Consider the following 19,933-nt stretch of genomic DNA (forward strand, 5'->3'; position numbering starts at 1 on the left):
CCAATCCTATTACTTATACAACTTTATAAATTTAAAGTTACACTTATATTACTTTTTATATTTTTAAACTGTGGTCATTTCAAATGTTAAAACTTTATATACTACTAGTTCTTCTACATAACATTATTGGATGAATCCTAGGCTTTTTGCTAATTGGGTCTATATCTATATCACATTTTACCTTATAAACATCTTTTATTATTTCTTCACTTATTACGTTATTAGGATGGCCATCCGCTACTATAGCACCATTATTCATAATAATAAGTCTGTCACTGTATTTGCTCGCTTGATTTATATCATGTAGAACCATAATTATAGTCATTCCAAATTTTTTATTTATATCTTTTACAAGTTCCATTAGTTCTAATTGATGAGATATATCTAAATATGTTGTAGGTTCATCTAATAAAAGTATATCTGGCTTTTGACAAAGTGCCATCGCTAACCATACTCTTTGTCTTTCTCCTCCAGATAAATTGCTTACCAATTTATCTTTATATGCTTCAAGACCTGTATTTCTCATTGCCCAATTTACTATCTCTTCATCATTTTTATTTTTACTTTCAAAAAAACCTTTATGTGGTATTCTTCCATAATATATTAAATCTTTTACTTTTATATCCTTTAAGGAGGCATTATGTTGAGCTAATAATGCCACTTTCCTCGAAATTTCTTTATTACTCATGACTTTCATATTTTTCTTACCAATATATATGTCACCCTGTTTAATTTTCAAAATTCTAGATAAGGATTTAAGTAGCGTAGATTTTCCTGAACCATTTGGACCTAATATAGAAACTACTTCTTTTTCCTTAATGCTCACACTCAGATTGTCTATGATAATCTTATCTTCATAACCTATTTTGACATTTTTTACATTGAACATTAATAACCGCCTCTCTTTCTTAATAAATATAAGAAGAATGGACCCCCTATTATAGACATAATAACGCCTACTGGAATCTCTATAGAGCCTCCTATTGTTCTTGCTAATGTATCTGCAATTAATAATACTATACTCCCTAGTACTATACTAAATGGTATCGTATATTTATGGTCACTACCAAGCAACATACGAGTTATATGTGGTACTATAAGACCCACAAAGCTGATGACACCAACTATGGAGGTAGAAACACCTGCTAAAAATATAGCTACTAATGAGATTAGAAACCTACTTTTATTTACATTGAAGCCAAGATTTGTAGCTGCGTCATCTCCTAGTTGCAGTACATTTGTACTTCTGATAAGTAAAATTGCTCCTATCAATCCTATAACAGAATACCATATTAGCATATTTACATCTAACCAAGTCTTTGTGGCTAAACTTCCGTTTAACCACAACATTGCACTTTGAATTCTTTCACTATACATAGTTGATAAATACGATATAACACCACCTAATATAGTGTTTACAGCGACTCCAGCTAGTATAATTCGCTCTGGTCTAAGCCCATTTTTATACGCCATCAAATATACTACTCCACAGGATATGAGTCCTCCTATAAAAGCAACTATTGGTAACATACTTGTATATTGTGGAAATAAAAGCAATATTATAATAGCAGCTACACTTGCTCCTGTAGATATACCTGTTATACCAGGGTCTGCTAATGGATTTTTCATAACAGCTTGTAACAATAATCCTGAAACTGCTAGATTTGCACCAACTAACGCTGCTAAAATATTTCTAGGCAACCTCATTTTATAAACTATTGTAGTAACCATTGTATTATTTTCATTTATCAATGCATCAAATATTTCCCCAATACTTAAATTTACACTCCCTACAGTAGAAAAAACAATTAATAAAATAATTACAGTTATCAACCCTGTAAATATCAATAAGACTTTTTTATTATCCATATTATTCACCTAAAATCTATTTATTTCCATATAAGATATCTCCCAGTTTATTTATTGAATCTTTGACATGTATATTTGCTGATACATTAAATATACTTGAGTCTAAATCTATAACTTTTCCATTTTTCACTGCATTCAATGTAGCCCATGCAGGATTTTTATCAAAAGAATCATCAAATGCTTTTTAGTCTCTTCTATATTCCCATGTGCAAATCTAAGTATGTAATCTGGATTTTCTTTTATAATTTGTTCTAAGCTAAATTGTATATAATCTGAATCCACACTATCTGTTAAGTTATCAGCTATATTTTCAGCACCTACTGTTTTAACCAAATCACCAAGATATGAGCTCTTTGTAGCTAGCATAAAACTATTTCCACCACCAAATAAAATAGCTACTCTTGGTTTTTTATCCTGTTTTTTTGATTTTTCTACGACCAATTCTTCTACTCCTTTTAGCTCTTTTATAAGTTTTTCTGCTTCATCTTGTTTATTTATTTTATTACCTAAATTTTCTATACTTTTAAGAAACTTTGTGTATGTTCCAGTTTCAAAATAGAATGTATCTAGGTTATATTCTTTCATACTCTTCTCAACATTTTCTTTAAACATACTATCAACTATAAATACATCTGGCTCAAGAGATGCTACAATTTCTAAGTCAGGATTCATAGCTTGTCCTACTTCTGGTAGATTTTTATATTTTTCTGGCAATTCAGATTTAGTCGTTGGAATACCTACTAAAGTAGCATCTAATTTATCTAATACTTGTGTTGCTGCTACTGTGGCTGAAACAACTTTTACGTTGTTATTTGACTCCTTATTTGCAGACTCATCATTTGATGGTTTTGAGCATCCTGTTAATATTAATGCACTAAGTAAAAATACTGAACATATCTTTTTAAATTTCATAAAAATTTCCTCCATAATAAACTTTATTTTAAATCTGTATTTTCTATTTTAATCTTATATTTATCTAGTTACTTTTCATAATCTTATTTGCAAGTTCTATATATACTTGTGACATTTCATCATCTTTATCTTCTTCTATAACGGTTCTTCCATTATTCTCAGACTGTTGCATGATTTTATTTCTTGGGATATAGTGAAAAACTTTACTTTTTATTTCATCAGCCAATTTTTCAACTAATTCTATCTCATTCTCAACATTTTTAGCGTTTAATATGAGTCCTTTTAAAGAAGCATATCCTCTATTTTTAAATTGCTCTACAGCTAAAGATATATTACTAGCAGCATACATTGACATCATTTCTCCAGAAGTTACTATATACACTTCATTTGCAAATCCATTTCTTATTGGCATTGAAAATCCTCCACAAACAACGTCTCCAAGTACATCGTAAATTACTACATCTGGATTATATATTTCAAATGCCTTTAATTCTTCTAATTTTTCAAAGGCCGCTATTATGCCTCTTCCAGCGCAACCTACTCCTGGAGTTGGGCCTCCTGCTTCAATACATAATACTCCACCATATCCTTCAAATACTATGTCTTCAAGTTTTAAATCATCTTTCTTCTCTTTCATTACATTGAGAACTGTTGGTATAAATTTTCCTTTCATTAAATTTTTAGTAGAATCTGATTTAGGGTCACATCCTATTTGCATAACCTTATATCCTAAATGAGAAAGTGATGCAGATAAATTGGAAGTTGTTGTTGATTTTCCAATTCCTCCCTTCCCATAAATAGCTATTTTTTTCATTGACTTTTTACCTCTCTTACATCATAATATTATTTAACGAAATTAATTATCATTCGCAATAACTATTTTACGCGATATGTTTTTTAAATTCTTAACTATATTTGTTTTTTTATAAAAATATTTGTATAAATTTAGATGAGGTGATTTTTTGAAATGTTTTAAAGATGATATAGAACTTATCATTAATGATTTTTTTGACTGTTGTAATATCCCAACAAAAGTGATTAATAAGGATTTAAAAGAACTTTGTAGTGTTGGCTACAGTGATAAACTAGAAATATACTTTTCAAGTTTAAACATATTTAATAATATAAAAAGCACAGATTTTATATCTAATAAAAACTTATCCTATATAATGTTAAGTTTTTGCAATGACATACAATTTTTAATTATGCCAATACATAAATTTGATATTTCTAGTGGCTATTTTGTTATAGGGCCTTTTAAATCATGCATTAATAATGATATTGAGTTTTCTGATATACCATTTAAGCCTCTATCATGTGTAGATTATATATCAAATCTTTTATCAGAAATATGTAATGATAAAATGAAACACAAACCAGCTCTTAGTTTTTATGTAAAAAAAACTATCGATTATATTCATAAAAACTACTCAGAGGATATAACAGTAAGTGATATATGTAATGATTTACAACTTAATAAAAGTTATTTTTGCTCCCTATTTAAAAAAGAAAGTGGATATACATTTACTAACTTTCTCAATAAGGTTCGAGTCGAAAAAAGTAAAAAATATTTGCTTCGAGAAGACATGTCTATTTTAGATGTTGCTGTATTTGTTGGGTTCAATAGCCAAAATTATTATAGTATGGTTTTTAAAAAGTTCAACAACCTTACACCAATTGAATATAAAAATATTTATAATTAAAAAATATCATTCTGCAAAGGATGATATTTTTTAATTATAAATATTTTGACGAAAACAGTTAATTCTTTGTTAAGTTGACTTTATCCAAAATATGCTAAATATCACCTTAAGTATTTAAATTACTATATGATATAAGTTTTCTCAAATTAACAACAACTTAAAGATTTAACATTCTCTTAACCTATACTTAACAAAACGTTAATATTTAAATTGACAAAATTTGTTATTCTATATTATGGAAACGATAAATTTTAGTTAATAAAGTTTATAATTCATATAAAAAATTTATTAATTTCTTAAGGGAGGAAATATCGTGAATATAGCAGTTAGTCTTATCGGTGGACTTGGACTTTTTCTTTATGGAATGAGTTTAATGGGAGAAGGTTTACAAAAATCGGCAGGAGACAAATTAAAGAAAATCATCGAACTCTTAACAAGTAATGTTGTTATGGGTGTATTGGTGGGTACAGTTGTTACAGGTATCATACAAAGTTCAAGTGCTACTACTGTAATGGTTGTAGGGTTTGTAAATGCAGGAATAATGAATCTAAGTCAAGCCATTGGTGTAATAATGGGTGCAAATATAGGTACTACTGTTACTGCCCAATTAGTTTCATTTAATCTTGAAGGAATAGCCCCAATTGCATTAGGTATAGGTATAGTATTTTATTTATTTACATCAAATCAAAAAACAAAACACTTAGCTGAAATACTTATTGGTTTTGGTATATTATTTACAGGTATGGAATTTATGAAAGATGCAGTAGCTCCACTTGCTGAGTATAAGGGATTTACTGATACACTCTTATATTTTAGTAAAAATCCTATCCTTGGTATATTAGCAGGATTTGCAATCACTGGTATCATACAAAGTTCAAGTGCTTCTATGGGTATGCTAATAGCTTTAGCTTCTCAAGGAATACTTCCTCTATCAGCTGCTTTACCTATACTTTATGGAGATAATATTGGTACTTGTGTTACTTCACTTTTATCAAGTGTTGGTGCAAATAGAAATGCTAGACGTGCAGCTGTAATGCATTTAAGCTTTAATGTAATTGGTACAATAATATTTATGCTTGTCTTAAATAAACCTATATCAGCAATAGTTACTCATTTTGACCCAACTGACACAGCTAGACAAATAGCAAATGCACATACTTTATTTAATCTTACAAATGTTATAATATTATTGCCATTTTCTAAATACATAGTTAAATTAGCAAATAAACTTATACCTATTAAGGAAACTGAGTCAGAAATTGTAAACAATACTAAGTACTTAGATGAAAGAATGTTTAGTACTCCATCTATAGCACTTGGTAATACTGTACAAGAAGTTGTTAGAATGGGCCATAAAGCTACAAACTCTTTAGAACATTCAATTGTAGGTTTTTTAAATAAAAGTAGTGAGGATATTAAGAAAACTTTTGAGTCTGAAAAAGTTGTTAATAAATTGCAAAAAGATATATTAAATTACTTGTTAAAACTTTCTAAAGAACCACTCAGAGATGATGAACGATTTAGAACAGATTTACTTTTCAATACAGTAAATGATATCGAAAGAGTATCTGACCATGCTGAAAATATAGCTGAGTTGGCTATGACTGTTAAAGAAATGAATGTTAACTTTTCTGATAGTGCAATAAAAGAAATCTATGAAATATACAATAAAACTATGACTAACTTTAAGGATGCTTTAGTAGTTTTAGATGTAAAAGATTTTGAATTAGCAAACAAAGTTTTAGAAGTTGAAAATGAAGTAAATTACTTAGAAAAAACTTTTAGAAATTCTCATATGATTAGATTAAATAATGGTAGTTGTACAATTGATGCTGGTGTACTTTACCTTGACTTACTTACTAACTTAGAAAGAATTTCTGACCATTCAACAAATATAGTAAAACAAGTTTTAAAACTTAAACAGAAAATATAATGACTACAATTTGTATTTAATTTTAATTAACTACTTAATATAATAAAAAGCTATAAATAATAATTCTATTATTTATAGCTTTTTCAATTTAGTTAATATAAATTTAGAATAGGTATTTTTCTTTTTCTCTTATATAATAAACGAGTACCTTAAACATTTGATTTAATTTTAAGCACAGGATTTTTTAATAATTGCTCAAAATCATCTTGTGGCATTGGCTTTGCATAAAAATATCCTTGTGCCAAATAACATCCAATTTTTTTTAGTATTCTCACTTGTTCTATACTTTCTACCCCTTCACATATAACTTTCATATTTAATTCTTTTGCCATATTTACCACTCCACGCACGACAGCTTGTTCACGACTACCATGCATTCCTTTTTGTATAAATGTACGGTCCAACTTAATTATATCAACAGAAAATTGTTGTAATAAGCCAAGAGAGGAATATCCAGAACCAAAATCATCTATAGAAATAGGAAATTCTGATTCTCTTAGTTGATTAAAATGACTCAAAATCTGATTGAGATTTTCAACAAAAATACTTTCTGTGACTTCTATTTCAAGGTATTTGTGAGGTATTTTATAGGAATCCGCTATTTCTATCAATTTTTCTGAGAAGCTTTCATTATTAAAATGAATTCTGGAAAAATTACAGGATACTGGACTAATATTTAATCCCAAATCCATCCATCTCTTTAACATTTTGCAGACTTCTTCATAGATATAAAAGTCAATTTCTACCACAAATCCATTTTTTTCAAAATAAGGAATGAATTTTGCAGGACTTATTATACCTTTATGTGGATAATTCCATCTTACCAATGCTTCACTTCCTACCAATTTATTTGTATTCATATCTACTTTTGGTTGAAAGTATGGAACAAACTCTCCATGTTCTAAGGCTATTTGCATTCTATCTGTTAAGTTTCTTTGATGTAACCCTTCCTCTCTCATAGTCATATCATAAAGTACAACACAACTTTTGTGAGTTATTTCTGTATTTCTTCTTGCATAATTTGCTAGGTCAAGCATGAGAGATATATCATGTTTTTCAACTTCATCTACCATATATACACCAAATACAAGAATAAGTTGGTAAGTTTTTCTCATTTTTTCTACCCAACCATTTAATTGATTATCAATCTTGAAGAGACGTTCTTCTAAGCACTCCCAACTATCGTATTTTAATAACATAACAAATTGGTCTGCAGAAACGCGAGCACAAGATTCTTCAAAAGATACAGAATCTTGTAAAGCTTTAGCTAGTGCACAAAGTATTTCATCTCCTTCTGAAAAACCTAAAGTGTCATTAATCATTCGAAATTGTTTTATATCTAAATAAACAATCACATATGAACCACTTTCTGCACTTCTTAAACTCTTAATAGCTTCTTTACAAAATTTATTTAAATTCCAAATTCCTGTAAGACTATCTCGGTATAACAAACTCTCAATACGTTTATTATTTTTTGACTTTAATAAAAGTAGAAAACTCAAAAGTATAATAATAATAGCTGATACTATAATAACGCCTCCAATAATTGCCATTGGATGCTGGTGGATAATATCTTGCCAAGTTATATCATATTGAATTATCGTATTTTTTAAAATTATTCTGTCCATTTGTTCTGTTGACATATATTGAATACATTTATCTAGTATAGAAAATAACCTCGAATCTGCAGAATCAGAAATACCAATACTTATTTCTTCTGCATAGTTTGTCAAGGTCGAAACAGAAAATTTTTCATAACGAGGATTGGACAATAGATAATCTGCAATATATGTATTTACATAAACAGCATCCACTTTATCCTTTAATACAGCCTCAAAACATTCTTTTGGAGAATTATAATACTCTATAGTTCTATCTAGTTTCCCATCTTCAGTAATATTTTGTCCAATTAAAGAACCATTTACAGCTGCCACTTTTTTAATTTCATTTTCTTTTTCTCCACTAACTAAAACTACTGGAGCACGTAAATAATACTGCGTTGTTCTTATATTGTTTTTTTGGTTGTTAATATAATCGTTTTCCATACCACAAACTATAGATATTCTAGAATCTTTTGATACTTGAAGTGCTTCACTATAACTTTTTGCAGAAACAAATCTAAATTTTAAACCAGTGTTATTTGTAATTTCCTTAAATAAATCAGCAACCACACCAGAAAACTCACCTGTTTTTGAATCACCATATTCTAGTGGTATCTTTGTAGAATCATAAACAGCTGAAATTTCACCAGATTGTTGTATATATTCTTGCTCATCTTTTGTAAATACTGGCTTCTGAGCAGTACTTATAGAAAAATATTTATTATATAATTTTGTTTCATAACTTGAATTCCTAAGTGTCAATGTATTCAAAGCAGAATTCAGTTGAGATAATAAATCCAGTTTTTTATTTGAAACCACAGTATAGAGTGGCTCTGGAGAAAATTGTGCTACACTTTTAAATGTACTAGTCCGACCAAGATGTGTTATAGCAACACCATCAAGATTTCCATTTTTTAAATCTCTTAATAAATCATCTGTTTCTTTATAAGATATAATTTTAACTTCAAAATCATTTGTTTTACAATATTCTTTAAAGTTTTCAGCATCCTTACTATTACTAATAACACCTACTTTCATATCCTGAAATGAATCAAAATCCTCATAATCATAACGAGTATCATCCACTTTTACATTTAAAGTTGTATAGATATTACACATTGGTAGTGTTGGAAAAAGCATTTCTTTTGTACGTTCTTTTGTATAATAGACGCTAGGAAGAACATCTATCTCACCTGATTTTAACATTTCAAGAGCATTTTCCCAACTTTTACAATCTACTATTTCATATTTCCAGTTAGTGTACTTAGTAATTTCTTGTAAGTATTCAAAATTAAATCCTATATACTCTCCATTTTCATTTCGACTCATATAATCGCCATCATCATAATACCCGACTTTAACTGGAACCCTATCTGAAGCAGAGTTAATTTTTATTGGAAAAGAAAGAAAAATCATACAAACAATCAGAATCAATTGATAGGTTTTTAACTTCAAAATTTTGTCCTCCTCCCTCTTAGTAGCTATATTATATCATTTTCAATAGAAAAATAGAATATACTGCCAATTGTTTAACTTTCAAAATACTTCTAAAATATATATTACTAGTGAGAATACAGAAAACTTAACTTATATAAACATACTATTTTTTTATATCTATCACACATAATAAGAATACTTAAAAAGCTATATAAATTTGCAAAATAACAAATTTATATAGCTTTTAACATGGTAAAATAATTCATTTTTTATATAATCTTTTTATAATTACATCAAATTGAAATTCCTATAAATTAATTTTATTGCACAATTGATACTTTAATAATATCCCCATTTTTTCTTTCTAGATGAACCACTTCTCCAGTTAAATCATAGTCAAATGCCTTAACTAGTATTTCAGTAACTTTTTTACCATCAACTACATCATCTTTTCCATTAAATAAATCTAAAGCATTGTTTTCAATCATTCTCTTTGCAAAATTTACAGGTAATTTTATATGTATTTTGTCGCCTGTATGTGATAGAACTCTTATTCTTAAAAACTTTTCTAAATTATTTCTTGGTATTTGTTTTGATGCCATTCTATTAAATCACTCTCCCTTATTTTTTATTTAATAATAAATTTTATTCTTAAAAATATCTTTATATGTATCTATTATAAAAGTAACACCATTATTTTCTGTGTTTAGTTTATACCTAACTCTATCTAATATGCCAGTTTCATGAGTGCATATATTTTTTTTAATAATTGTACATTTTTAGACTTTATTTTATAATTATTCTATATACTTTATACTCTCAATGAAACTTTTTTATCAGAATATTTTATTACATAAAATACTAAAATTAAACTAATCTATTTATCACTAAATAGTATCAGGGGGATATACTTATGATAGAAAAAATTAAAAACATGCTAAAAAATCACAATCATGATATATATATTTCACCACACAAATTATTAAGACCATATATAGCTCACTATACAATAACTTTTCCAGATAAAAATTCTATAGAAAACCTGACATTGATACCTGATGCCAGTGGATGTATCGTATTTGAATTTAGTAAAAAAGGTATAACTAGCAAATTTTGGGGTGCTACAACAAAAACTATTATTGTAAAAAATGATATAGAAAATGTACTATTTAGAGTATTTGTTGAATTTCTTCCATGTGGAGTATACTATTTAACAGGTTTTCCTCAGATAGAATCAGCCGATTTAATAATCCCTGTTAAAGACTTTAACACTCAACTTGATTTCGAAACTAATTCTATCTTTGAAAAGTCCAATACTCTTAAAGAACTCATTGAACAATTCGATAGGTTATTTTTATCGTACTTATTTAAATCTAATATAAAAGATTTAACAATACCAATTCTTATAGATGCTAGGAAACAAAACTCTATTATGTCTGTTAAAAATATTGCTCAAATTAGTTGTTATAGTGAACGCCATTTAAATAGGATTTTTAATAATTCTCTTGGTATGAGTGTTAAGACATACCTTAGATTATTACGTATAAATACAGTACTACAAGAAATACAAAGTAATAATATATCATTTACAACTTTAGCTCAAAATATAGGTTATTATGACCAATCTCACTTTATAAATGATTTTAAATCTATTTGTGGTGTTAATCCAACAACCTATATAAAAAATTTGTCTGATTTTTACAATGAGAAATATAAATTTTAACATATGATTATATTAAAGTTTATATTTGAGGAGGATTTAAAATGATAGAATCAAGATGTGGAATTTTGTGTTGTGAATGTAAGTATAAGGAAGATGTAAATTGCGCTGGATGTACAAATATTGATAAACCTTTTTGGTCTGAAGAATGTCCTGTAAAATCATGTTGTGAGAATAAAAATCTTACACATTGTGGCCTATGTGACACATTTCCATGTGAAATATTAACTCAATTTGCATATGATAAAAAACAAGGTGATGATGGAAAAAGAATTTCTCAATGTGAAAAATGGGCTTCTCTAGCTTTATAATAGTATCATATTTATATATTTTATATTGTATATAAATTAAAATATTAATACCTTAATACATAATTGTATATTCTCTAAGATAGATAGCTATTATTCAATATAAAATAATAGCTATCTATTTTTTTCACAAATAAACATTGATTTTTAAATCTCTTAATTTTATATTTTAATATTTATGTCAATTAAATGTTAGTAAAGTATTTTATCTGCATTTACACCAATATATAGTAACACAAAGCTTTTCAATTTTTTATGGTTAAGCATAAGCAAAAAATGTTAACTAAAAATTACAATTAAGTAGACATTTGTATTAATCTATGATACAATAGTATTTGTGGTAATACACAATTAAATCAAGTATATCTTGATATAGGTTAATAGGAGTATTTTTAATGAATAATGGAATAGTGAAATGGTTTAACAACGAAAAAGGATTTGGTTTTATAACAGTAGAAGGTGGAGATGATGTATTTGCTCATTTCTCAGCTATACAAACTTCAGGATTTAAATCATTAGAAGAAGGTCAAAAAGTAAGCTTTGATATAGTTAAAGGTGCTAGAGGTCAGCAAGCAGAAAACATAACTATATTATAATTATATAGATTTTTCGGAAAAGACTCTTTTAAGAGTCTTTTTTTATTGGTAATATACAATATAATTATTAATTAAGTAAATAATATTATTTGGACAAATAAAAAAATCCCTCTCCTAAATATAAAATACTCTTCATAAATAAGGGTTATTTCAGTAAAGATATATAGTATATTATATATAAAAAATCCAATAGATTAGCTCTATTAGATTTTTATTTCATATATAAATATTTTTCATTAATGTTTTCAAAAGTTTAATAACGTTTTTGAAATTTTATCAAATTTTTCACTAGATATATCAAATTTTTGCTTAAATTTTTCATCGTTCATTCTTTCAACAATTACTTTATCTGGAGATAATTCATAAATAATACTTTTTATCTTATTAATAGATTCCTCATTATCATTATATTCCTTTATAATTGTTACTTCTAAAATAAATTTTCCTTTATACTGTTTATTAAATAAAATCATATTTGAAATATATTCTTCTAGAGTATATCCTATAATTGGTCTCTGAATTTTTTGAAAATCTTTTTCCGATATTGTTTTTATCTCTCCAATGACTTCATCACACATATTGGCTATTTCTATATATTCGTCTTTACCTAATAAATATCCATTAGAAAGTAATCGTACAGGCACTCTTTTGCGCTTTACTAACTCGATTACATCACAAATTTTATCATTCAATAGTGATTCTCCTTTTGAATTAATGAAAACTAGTTCTGCCTTATGCTTTTCTATTATACTTTCTAATTCTCTAAGTGAGTCATCCATCTTGTCAAATGATTGAAGTGTATCCACTTTATTATATGACCTTCCAATAGGACAGAATATACAATCAAAGTTACAATACTTTTCAGGAAGTATATTTACTTCTAATACTCTTTTTCCATCCTCAATATAAATATCTTTATAACTAAAACCACTCATTACTCTATCCTCTCAAAATTAATTTATTGATACTTCTTTATTATTAATATCTAAAATTGAAATTTTACATGTTCCACCTAAATTTTCTTGAACTGTTTTCGCCAAATAATTCAAGGCATTCTCAAATTCTTCAAATCTACTTTCATCTACTAATTCAATACATAAAAATGCATTATTTGTATTTTCAGTAAGCATTGTCCTCACTGCTTCACGCCAATTCCAACATCTACAAATTGCACCTTCATTATCTTTATAGACTATCTCACCTTCATATGGAGATGAGTTTTCTTCTGTTCCTAATGGTATAAATTCTTCATTTCCAACTGCTCTAGTCAACCTAATATCTCCCATAAATTTGTCTATGTCTTCTCCACCACAAGGCAATGCATATTTTAGCGAAATAGAATTGTAAATATCCACTAAGGGGTTAATAGTTGCTATATGATTTCCATTATGAACTCTTTTTAGCAATGCCTCAATAGATGACCTTGCTCCTTTTTTCGTTTTAAATTTTTTGAATGCTTCTCTCCATACTTTAATTACTTGGTTATTGCTAAATTCTAAATCCTTCAAGTGTTTTAATACCTCTTTTTCTCCCTGCAAAATCATTTCCTTGTATTCTTCTTTATCCTTTATAGAGTTGTCTATGTCCTTACAAATAACAACTCCTATCTTTGAACTAGGAAATAGGTTCCAAAACTCATCCTCAACAACAAATTTTTTCATTAGAATACCTCCTCAACTTTAAAATATATAAAAATAAAAAAGCCTACAGAAATATTATTAAATATCTCCCAGGCTTTTATCCTTCCGTGTACACAATAACTGTGCGTTTTCTCTTGGACCTGCCCATTATAAAATGCGGAACCCTAGAAAACTAAACTATATATTTTTGTAATTTATAAAATACAAATAAATTTTAGCATAATATAAGATTTAAAACAATACTATATTGGATTCTTATATTTGTACAAAATAATATTTAAAGGTTATTTAGCTAATCTAATAGAATACTACATTATTGATATAATTTTATTAATAAAATTATAAGTATAAAAATTTCAGAATAAGTCTATTTTAAATGTAAGTTATAAATCCCAATTAAAATAGACTTAAATTTCATTTTATGTTAAAATCTTTACAGTAATAAACAATTTTATTTTAAGGAGATAATTTTATGAATAATTACTTAAAATTTGCTACATATCAGCTCATAGGCTTTACATCTTCTATACCTAAACTTATAAAAATCAAAAAAAATCCAGATAAATTTAGCTTAAAAGAAAAATTTGAATTTATGCAAAAACAAGCTAAAAAATCTTTAGATATAGTAAATATAGACCTTAATATACTTGGCAAAGAAACATTACCAAAAGAACCAATCTTATTTGTTGTAAATCATTCAAGTATGCTTGATAGTTTTATACTAGCAGCAAGTGTAGAAAGACCAATTGGATGTGTAATTGCAGATGAGCCAGTTTGGAGAAATATACCTATATTTAAAGAATGGGCGAAGTTGTTACGATGTGTATATGTAAACAGAAAAAATAATAGAGAAGGGATTAAAAGTATTGCTGAAGCCTCACAAAATATACTTACAGGTCAGAGTATGGCAGTGTTTCCAGAAGGAGATTTAACCTGGATTAAAGAACCAAATTCTCTAGTATCAGATTTTAGAAGTGGAGCCTTAAAAATAGCATATAAAGCAAAGTGTCCTATTGTTCCATTAGTCATAAAAAATTCAAAAGATACTTATGAAGGATATCAACCTATTGGTAAAATTAACTCTGTTCTTGTTGAAGTTGAATTCCTAGAACCAATTTATGACCATATTGAAAATCCTAGACTAAAATCTTCTGTATTAGGAGAAAATATTAAAAAAAATATGATAAACAAAATAGAAAGTTTTAGAAAAACAAATAAAAACTTTTAAAGAATTTTAACATTAAAATTTATTGACTAGAAAAAATTTTAATGTTAAAATTTTTTTAAGAGGTGATTAAGATGGCAAAAAATACAAAACAAACAACAGTTCACATTGATGAAACATTACTTAAAGAAGTTAAAAGAATAGGAATTAATGAAAATAAAAGTATATCTCAAATAATAAATGAATCAATAATAGATTATGTATTAGTTTACAGAGAAAACGAAGACAAAGAAAAAAATGAACACGATAAAAATTTAAATGATACAATAAATGCTTTTAAAAGAGAGGAAGAAAAAAGAGTTGAGGCAAAAAGTGCTGCTAGAGCTATAGCAGAAGCAAAAAAACGAGTTCTCTACTAATAAATATAAAAAATCGGTACAAACTATGCACCGATTTTTTTATATCTAAAACATATTCAAAAAGACTTAAATTTTCTTTAAATTATATCAAATCTCCAACAACTTTCACTTTTATAAGGAGTGCATTACCTGGAAGATATGCAAGTGGAACATCTTCTATATTTAATACTTCTATAGTATCCTTTTTAGCACCTGCTTTTAAAGCTTTGTTTATGGCTTCTTGTTTTGCGTCTTCTATAGCATCTTCTCTAGACATTTTATCTAAGCTGTACACTTTTTCTACATCCCCACTTATTTGCCCTAAAGCTGCACCAATAGCATTTGCTGCAGTATAATGAGGAGGTCTTATAACATCACTTATACCTTTTAGTTTTTCTGGAACAATTATACTTCCTCCACCAGTTAAAACTAATTCAACATCATTTTGGCTAGTCTTCATTTGGTCTACAGCATCTTCTAGTTTTAAAATTACTTTTTTATATACCTCATCACAATAATCTTTATCTAAATTTTCAACATTATTTTTTCTATCCTCAAATGCCATGCCTAACTTTGTAACAACATCTGATAAAGTTAAAGTATCACCACCAAATATTATTGCATCTTCAGTTATTCTATACCCTACACTCTCAGGACCTATTTTTATATTGTCTTTTTCGCCTTTTACACAAGTTCCTCCAGCAAGTCCAATAGTTAAAACATCAGGCATTCTAAAGTTCGTATGTACTCCTCCAATTGTAACAGGAATTGAAGATTCTCTAGGAAATCCATTGTATAATACACCTAAATCACTCGTAGTTCCCCCAACATCTAGTACTATTGCATTTTTTACTTTTGATAAGAAAGACGCTCCCCTTATAGAATTTGTTATTCCACATCCAATTGTGAAAATAGGATACTTCATTGTGTACTCCAAATTCATTAATGTTCCATCATTTTGACTAAAATATATTTCTGCATCTATTCCTAAATCTTTCAATGCTTTTTCAAATCCTAAAGAAACAGCCTTACCTACTCTAGACAATGCAGAGTTTAAAATTGCTCCGTTTTCTCTTTCCAGTATACCTATATTACCTATTTCATTTGATAAGGATATTGGAATATCACCAAGAATCTCTCTAACCCATTTTGCAACTTCTTCTTCTTGTTGCTTATTTACAGGAGCAAATACTCCACTTATTGCAACACTTTCTACCTTGCCTTTTATCTTATTGCAAAAATCTACAACTTCATCTTTACAAAGTTCATTTATCTTTCTTCCATCAAACTCATAACCACCAGATATCAATATTGAATCTAATTCTATTTTTTCTCTTAAATCTTCTGGCCAATCTATAAATGGTAAAATAGCAGTGGTTGCTGGTTTTCCAATTCTTATCATTGCTACATTATTAAGTCTTTTTCTTTCTACTATTGCATTTGTACAGTGAGTTGTACCAAGCATAGCATATTTTATTAATGAATGGTCAATTTTACTTTCATCTATAACTTTTTTTAAGGCATTATAAACACCAGTTTCAACATCTTTTGTAGTTGCTACTTTAACTGAATGGATTACTTTTAATTCCTTATCCAGTATACAAGCATCTGTATTTGTTCCTCCAACGTCAATTCCTACACGATACATCAAAATTTCCCCCTAAATTTTTATTTTCCTTGTAATTCTTCTACTGTTTTATACTCTACATCATATCCAAAGTATTCAGGTCCAACTGTCTCAATTCCTTTTTTAGTTCTCCATTTTTCATTACAAGGAAAAGCTACTACCATCACACGAGAACCATATTTTATTCTTTCTGTAGTTATTGGGAATCCAGTTTCTAAATCTAATATTGCTATTAAATCTGGCGTAATACAAAGTGGTGTACTACCTTTTTTTGCAATTAGATTTTCATTTTGAAATAGTACAGAGTATTCTCCATCATATCCATTAATTCCAGCGAAGAATGCATGCCCTCTAGTAAAACCACCTTTTAACTCTCTTTTAATATCAACTACTTTTCCTTCAAATAATTTATACCCTTTTAATTCTTTCAATATATTTTCAATAGCACCTTTTGAGTCTGACTTATTCTCAAGTAAAAATCCTCCTATAGTTTCAGCTATAGTCAAGGTATTTCCTATCGCAGCTTTTTTAACTTGAGCTCCACTTAAATTATAGTCACTAATAGAAGAACTTCCTCCCATTTCTACTGTTAAAGTTCTAGCCAATCTTTCTGACCAAATTCCATCAACAGGATAAAGGATGGCTGAATTACCCTTTTCATCAGCCATTACAGCAGGTGATGCTTCATATCCTTCAAGATAAAAAGTTACCATTTGAGCTTCCGGAAACGCTCTACCCATAGAATCTGCATCCAAAATAGGAAGCCCTTTTTTTGCAGCAACTGCTATTGGCATAAGTGAATTTATTCCTCCTATTTCTATAGGAATTATAACATCAACTTTTCTATTCAATAATTTTTCCATTATCTCTAAAGGAGTAGTTAATTCCACTTCAGAAAGTAATTTTTCTATTGTAATTACAGGGGAACCCATACCAGATACTGGTACTACTAAAGCATCATCCTCTAGCTCATCTAAACTAATCACTTTTACAGGCCCATACTTTTTAATTGCTTGTTTTGCAACTAATTTACCTATGTATGGGTCTCCTCCACCTCCTGTTCCAAGCACTGCTGCGCCAACTGCTATTTTATCCACGCTTTCTTCTGTTAAAAATCTCATGTTACTTTCTCCTCATATTCCAAATTTATTTTATACTTTACAAGCATATTTCATTAAACTGCTTTTTCTGCTTCTTGTTTGTTTTTTGATGAACAAATCACTTTTCCAATAATTGATTGTATTATAAATCCTGCTATAAATCCATCTAAAGGTGCTATAGTAGTAAGAGTTATAAATCCATATGTAGAAAGGTATGTTATTAATATACCAATTATCCAAGATATTATTGAATGTTTAACTATTGGTTTGTATGCTATCCCCTTATCAAATCCTTTAAGTTCTTGTTTTACTATATAATATTCTGCTGTATACACACCACCAACAGGTGCAATAACAATTCCAAGTAAATTTAAAAATCCTATAAATCCTTCATATATTCCAAATACAGCTAATAAAGTTGCTACAACACCAAGAACTATAGTTAATACTTTTTCAGGAGCTTTTTTTAGTACAAGAGCTATACTTAGTGATGCAGAATATACATTGCTTGTATTTGTAGTCCATTGAGCTAATGTAAGTACAATTATACCTGGTATAGCAATTCCTAATGTAATAAAAATTCTCATAATATCTGAAGTACCCATACATTTTACTAATATTATTGATACTACTATCATAAAAGCATTTCCAAATTGTATCCCTAGAAAACTTGAAAGTGCACAATCTCTTCTACTTTTAGCCCAGCGACTTATATCAGGTGATACTATTGCTCCAACTATTATTATACTCATTGATAGAGAAACTCCACCTGCAAATGTCATAGTCGATTTCATATTATCATCAACTGGAATTCCATTTGCTTTAAAAGCTAAGAATATAGTTAACATCATAAGAATTAATAAGAATGGTACTGAATACACACTTAATTTTTCCATTGCTTTATATCCATAAATAGCTGTACTCATCATCAAAAGACCACCTATGAGGCTTAAAATTTGCATGCTCACATCTAGATTAAATATATCTTTTATTATTATTTGAGCATTTTGAGCAAAAAAGCCTACTTGAACTCCAAACCATCCTAATAAAGAAACTCCTATAACTAGAGAAAATATTTTTGCTCCAGCTTCTCCAAACACATATTTTGTTATCATAGATGTAGATAAGCTTGTAGATGAACCAACTAAAGAGCATATAGTATACAAAATAGCAGAAAAAAATGAACCTACAATTACTGATAATATTGCTTGTTTCATTGGCATACTTTGAGCTAACTCAGCTCCTAAAATAACAGATGATAAATCCACACCTATTGCTACTAGCACTGAAAACATAGCTACCCAACCACGTTTTTGATTCTCTGGAACCTGTTCCAGGGCATAATTAATTTTTTCTTCTTCCATTTTCATCCCTCCATTAAAATTGTAAAACCATTTAATTTGTTTGTTTTACAATTTTCTAATTTATAAATTTATTAACAACCATATATTTATAATTTTCATTTAATATATAGTTTTAAATTTTCTGAAATAATTTTATAATAAAAAACGCCTCTTGGAAAAAATCCAAGAGACGAATACCAATCCGTGTTACCACTCTTATTAGTAAAAATTTATTTTACTCACTCATTTTCTTAAGGCGAATTAAACCACTACTACAATAGAACTGTAATAGTATTCTCCAAAGCTCTTTTCACACAAATTTCAATATTAGTTCTCAGCCAAATCTAACTCTCTGTAAAATTCCTTTATGCTACTTTCTTCTTCTGCGAATCTACGTTATTTATTTATGATTTATATCATAATATATATGCAATATTTTGTCAACTTAAAAAGTAAATTACTTGTATTTTTTAGTTTTATATGTAATTTTTTATATTATTACTGTATTTATATTTTGTATTTTTTAAATTTAATAAAAATTTATATTATTTTTATATACAATTGAATATAATTTTACAAAT

Annotated in this window: 17 protein-coding genes, 1 pseudogene and 1 other annotated feature; of the genes and pseudogenes, 7 read left to right on the top strand and 11 right to left on the bottom strand. The window is 27.9% G+C overall.

Annotation, left to right across the window (positions count from 1 at the left end; genetic code table 11):
- Nucleotides 1-94: 94 nt before the first annotated feature.
- From JJC01_11555 to JJC01_11570, 4 genes and pseudogenes are all read right to left on the bottom strand, one after another.
- Complete coding sequence (locus tag JJC01_11555; protein ID UDN56816.1) at nucleotides 95-889, bottom strand: ABC transporter ATP-binding protein; 795 nt, start codon at nucleotides 887-889, stop codon at nucleotides 95-97.
- A complete protein-coding gene (locus JJC01_11560; GenBank protein ID UDN56817.1) occupies nucleotides 889-1,869 on the bottom strand; it encodes an iron ABC transporter permease in 981 nt (326 codons plus the stop codon). Before JJC01_11560 ends, JJC01_11555 begins: the two co-directional genes overlap by 1 nt.
- Nucleotides 1,870-1,885: 16 nt before the next feature.
- Nucleotides 1,886-2,781: pseudogene (locus JJC01_11565) on the bottom strand (ABC transporter substrate-binding protein).
- Between the two features lie 64 nt (nucleotides 2,782-2,845).
- Nucleotides 2,846-3,595, bottom strand: a complete 750-nt coding sequence (locus JJC01_11570) for an AAA family ATPase (protein UDN56818.1) — start codon at nucleotides 3,593-3,595, stop codon at nucleotides 2,846-2,848.
- 148 nt (nucleotides 3,596-3,743) lie between these two features.
- Between JJC01_11570 and JJC01_11575 the strand changes: the two genes are divergently transcribed.
- Both JJC01_11575 and JJC01_11580 read left to right on the top strand, forming a co-directional pair.
- On the top strand, nucleotides 3,744-4,484 hold the full coding sequence (locus JJC01_11575; protein ID UDN56819.1) for a helix-turn-helix transcriptional regulator: 741 nt from the start codon (nucleotides 3,744-3,746) through the stop codon (nucleotides 4,482-4,484).
- Nucleotides 4,485-4,797: 313 nt separating this feature from the next.
- On the top strand, nucleotides 4,798-6,417 hold the full coding sequence (locus tag JJC01_11580; GenBank protein UDN56820.1) for a Na/Pi cotransporter family protein: 1,620 nt from the start codon (nucleotides 4,798-4,800) through the stop codon (nucleotides 6,415-6,417).
- 149 nt (nucleotides 6,418-6,566) lie between these two features.
- Here the strand turns inward: JJC01_11580 and JJC01_11585 are convergent, their stop codons facing one another.
- Nucleotides 6,567-9,473 (bottom strand): EAL domain-containing protein, encoded by a 2,907-nt coding sequence (locus tag JJC01_11585; GenBank protein UDN56821.1) that lies wholly within the window; start codon nucleotides 9,471-9,473, stop codon nucleotides 6,567-6,569.
- 302 nt (nucleotides 9,474-9,775) lie between these two features.
- Nucleotides 9,776-10,057, bottom strand: coding sequence for a hypothetical protein (locus tag JJC01_11590; protein ID UDN56822.1), 282 nt, complete (start codon nucleotides 10,055-10,057; stop codon nucleotides 9,776-9,778).
- A gap of 311 nt (nucleotides 10,058-10,368) precedes the next feature.
- On the opposite strand from JJC01_11590, the gene JJC01_11595 reads away from it, so the two are divergent.
- The 3 genes from JJC01_11595 (at nucleotide 10,369) to JJC01_11605 (ending at nucleotide 12,079) form a co-directional block, all read left to right on the top strand.
- Complete coding sequence (locus JJC01_11595) at nucleotides 10,369-11,178, top strand: helix-turn-helix transcriptional regulator (protein UDN56823.1); 810 nt, start codon at nucleotides 10,369-10,371, stop codon at nucleotides 11,176-11,178.
- Nucleotides 11,179-11,219: 41 nt separating this feature from the next.
- On the top strand, nucleotides 11,220-11,486 hold the full coding sequence (locus JJC01_11600) for a DUF3795 domain-containing protein (protein UDN56824.1): 267 nt from the start codon (nucleotides 11,220-11,222) through the stop codon (nucleotides 11,484-11,486).
- Between the two features lie 392 nt (nucleotides 11,487-11,878).
- Nucleotides 11,879-12,079 carry a cold-shock protein gene (locus JJC01_11605; protein ID UDN56825.1) on the top strand — a complete coding sequence of 67 codons (201 nt, stop codon included), beginning with the start codon at nucleotides 11,879-11,881 and terminating at the stop codon, nucleotides 12,077-12,079.
- A gap of 245 nt (nucleotides 12,080-12,324) precedes the next feature.
- Here the strand turns inward: JJC01_11605 and JJC01_11610 are convergent, their stop codons facing one another.
- Nucleotides 12,325-13,014, bottom strand: a complete 690-nt coding sequence (locus JJC01_11610) for a radical SAM protein (protein ID UDN56826.1) — start codon at nucleotides 13,012-13,014, stop codon at nucleotides 12,325-12,327.
- Between the two features lie 18 nt (nucleotides 13,015-13,032).
- Nucleotides 13,033-13,740 carry a B3/4 domain-containing protein gene (locus JJC01_11615; protein UDN56827.1) on the bottom strand — a complete coding sequence of 236 codons (708 nt, stop codon included), beginning with the start codon at nucleotides 13,738-13,740 and terminating at the stop codon, nucleotides 13,033-13,035.
- Between the two features lie 451 nt (nucleotides 13,741-14,191).
- Between JJC01_11615 and JJC01_11620 the strand changes: the two genes are divergently transcribed.
- Together JJC01_11620 and JJC01_11625 are read left to right on the top strand one after the other, a co-directional pair.
- On the top strand, nucleotides 14,192-14,947 hold the full coding sequence (locus JJC01_11620; protein UDN56828.1) for a 1-acyl-sn-glycerol-3-phosphate acyltransferase: 756 nt from the start codon (nucleotides 14,192-14,194) through the stop codon (nucleotides 14,945-14,947).
- 71 nt (nucleotides 14,948-15,018) lie between these two features.
- On the top strand, nucleotides 15,019-15,303 hold the full coding sequence (locus tag JJC01_11625) for a transcriptional regulator (protein ID UDN56829.1): 285 nt from the start codon (nucleotides 15,019-15,021) through the stop codon (nucleotides 15,301-15,303).
- 82 nt (nucleotides 15,304-15,385) lie between these two features.
- On the opposite strand, the gene JJC01_11630 is transcribed toward JJC01_11625, so the two are convergent.
- Genes JJC01_11630 through JJC01_11640 form a run of 3 tightly spaced genes read right to left on the bottom strand, consistent with a single transcriptional unit; the run spans nucleotide 15,386 to nucleotide 19,373 of the window.
- A complete protein-coding gene (locus JJC01_11630) occupies nucleotides 15,386-16,930 on the bottom strand; it encodes a hydantoinase/oxoprolinase family protein (protein UDN56830.1) in 1,545 nt (514 codons plus the stop codon).
- Nucleotides 16,931-16,950: 20 nt separating this feature from the next.
- Complete coding sequence (locus tag JJC01_11635; GenBank protein ID UDN56831.1) at nucleotides 16,951-18,030, bottom strand: DUF917 domain-containing protein; 1,080 nt, start codon at nucleotides 18,028-18,030, stop codon at nucleotides 16,951-16,953.
- A 53-nt stretch (nucleotides 18,031-18,083) separates the two neighbouring features.
- The gene (locus JJC01_11640) at nucleotides 18,084-19,373 is read right to left on the bottom strand and encodes a cytosine permease (protein UDN56832.1); all 1,290 of its coding nucleotides are present in this window, start codon (nucleotides 19,371-19,373) and stop codon (nucleotides 18,084-18,086) included.
- A 162-nt stretch (nucleotides 19,374-19,535) separates the two neighbouring features.
- Nucleotides 19,536-19,747, bottom strand: a binding site (T-box leader).
- Between the last annotated feature and the right edge of the window lie 186 nt (nucleotides 19,748-19,933).

Source organism: Clostridioides sp. ES-S-0010-02, from assembly GCA_020641055.1.
In the GTDB taxonomy this organism is placed as follows: domain Bacteria; phylum Bacillota; class Clostridia; order Peptostreptococcales; family Peptostreptococcaceae; genus Clostridioides.